Genomic DNA, 2,414 nt, shown 5'->3' with positions numbered 1-2,414 from the left:
CCGGACCCGGGCTGCCGCGTTCATGCCACCACCAGCCGGATACCTCATACCTCCGGCCTACCGAATCAATCGACCGAGATCACGCCGACACGCCGACGGACGTCAGCCTTTCAACCTCTGTAGCCGCGCGTACTCGCCGACGCCGGGCAAGGCTTCGTAGTCGAAGCCGACGCCGCGAAAGCTCAGTTCTCCCGCGGTCTTGTAGAACAGGGAGAAGGCGACTAGCCGATCGGCCAAAAAGCAACCGAACACGACGGCGTCCTCGTCCAGCATGGCTGCTTGGCGAGCGAGAGAGTCAGCATAGACTTCGGTCGGGCTGTGGTCGCCGTACTTTCGCTGCACGTTGGCCAGCAACGGTGCCAGGTCTTGCCAACTCTCAGAGAGGCGCAACTCCTCGACTCGTAAGGGGCTCCTGTCAAACCGCGCAACTTCACGGCGGTAGTGGGACCGTCTGTTGGCCGTCGGTAGGGCTTCCACATGGTCCTCAACGCTCGAGCCTGCTAGGTCAATGACACAGTCTGCCCGGGCGAGCCGCACGCGTGGCCGGCGAATGTTCCCGTGGAGTAGACTCGCGCGGAGCACTGATTCAGCATCCTCGAACAAAAGATATGGCCACCACCAATCACGTTCCGGGGTCGCGGTCTCTATGGCGCGAAGCAGCTTGGCCAGCGCGGATTCTACGACATCGGATGGGAAACGCTGGTTGCGGATAAAGCCCGACAGGTAGCCCTGCCGGCCGCCGAGGAGCGTGGGTGGCGAGCAGTGGGATGTGTCGACATCGAACAGAGCGTTGAAATTGTATGCCCTGCTGATCAGGGATAGCGGATTATGCGATGAAACGCCCGCAATCAGGGAGCCGTCGGCATACGCACCCCAGTAAGTTCCTCGGCCGCGGGCGTCCGAGTCGACATAAGCCAACCAGCGAGGGTTCAGATAGAAGGTTTTGTCGATAGCGTGCTCGCCCCATCCGCATAGATCTGCCGCGCGCTCGGCTTGCGTGATGTTCATCCTCAGTTGCCTTGGGGTTCGACGATGACCGAGACGCCGCTCAGCAACTCGTCGGCTCGTTGGTCGGCCGACGTCTCGTCCGTGGCGGTGACGATGAAGTAGCCGACGCGCGCTGTTGCTGTCCGGACTGGCCACCGACGCGCCGATTTCGGTGGTCACCTCGGAGAAGGGCACGTTGACTCCGGTGCAGGGCATGCCCTGCACGGCGAGGAGCCGGCCGCCGTGTGGTGCCAGGGGACGTCTGATGGCCGCGAAGGCACGCCGAGTCGGGGCAAGTTCAACCGGTTGCCCGAGGGCGACCGCCAAGGCCGCTCCGGCCATGTCGATTCCAAGGGCCAGGCTGGTCAGCAACGTGATTCGGCCACCGCCGATCCGTGGAGCGATCTCCAGCACCACCCATGCGCCATCCGGTTTCCGCTTCACCTCGCAATGTGACCAGCTATTGCGTATACCCGTTGTTGCTGCTGCCATCGTCACCTGCTGCAGAACCTGTTCCCTGGCGATCGGATCGAGGTTCGACGGGAGGGTGTGACCCGTTTCGACACGGTAGGCACCAGAGGTGGTCTGCTTCTTGGTGATGCACACGTGCTCGGTCTGGCCGTCCTGCGTCAGCGATTCGACGCTGAACTCCTCCCCGTCGATGTACTCCTGCACCACCACACGGGGGTCGAGGTGGATCCCATACGGTCCACGCTGCAGACGTACACGTTGGAACGCCGCGGTCAGCTCGTCCAGCCGGTCCACCACGCTGACCCCCGTTGAGCCGGCGTTCTCGGCAGGCTTCACGACAAGCGGAAATGAGAAGGTCTGGCGGCAGAGGTGATCATGAACCTCTTCTTCGCCGGCCACCGCAATCGTCGATGGCACAGCAACTCCGGCTACACGCAGCCGCTCGACCATTGTGATCTTGTTTCGAGCTGCCATGGCGAGCGTCGCATCATTTCCGGGAAGACCCAAAGTCGCACAGGCGAGTGCAGCGACCGGGGTGAGGAACTCGTTCACGGTGACGATCGCGTCTACCCTCCGGGAACGCGCGAACGCGACGATGTCCGAGACTGCCGCTTCGTAGGAGGAAAAGTCCACGACGACGGTGCCGGCGACCTCCCTCGGCGTTGTCGCAGACGCTTGACCGCGCGGTGTAGCCGCGTATACCTCATGCCCCATGGCGATGGCCGCCTTGAGTAGGTCTTCACGGTCAGGGCCGGACACATCCAGGAGCATAACCCGATTCAATGCGTGTCCCTCATCGTCGTCGTCGCAGCGCCAACACGACTGGTGCGCTACAGAGGTTGAAAGGCTGACGTCCGTCGGCGTGTCGGCGTGATCTCGGTCGATTGATTCGGTAGGCCGGAGGTATGAGGTATCCGGCTGGTGGTGGCATGAACGCGGCAGCCCGGGTCCGGCGT

1 protein-coding gene is annotated in these 2,414 nt (G+C 62.9%); it reads right to left on the bottom strand.

All coding sequences use genetic code 11. The features are described from left to right. Positions 1 to 102: 102 nt before the first annotated feature. The gene (locus QCZ28_RS34335) at positions 103 to 2,229 is read right to left on the bottom strand and encodes an ATP-grasp domain-containing protein (protein ID WP_279520517.1); all 2,127 of its coding nucleotides are present in this window, start codon (positions 2,227 to 2,229) and stop codon (positions 103 to 105) included. Between the last annotated feature and the right edge of the window lie 185 nt (positions 2,230 to 2,414).

Origin of the sequence: Micromonospora sp. DH14, assembly GCF_029809455.1 — a bacterium.
GTDB classification, from domain to species: Bacteria; Actinomycetota; Actinomycetes; order Mycobacteriales; family Micromonosporaceae; genus Micromonospora; species Micromonospora parva.
This window is presented reverse-complemented; position numbering and strand designations above follow the sequence as displayed.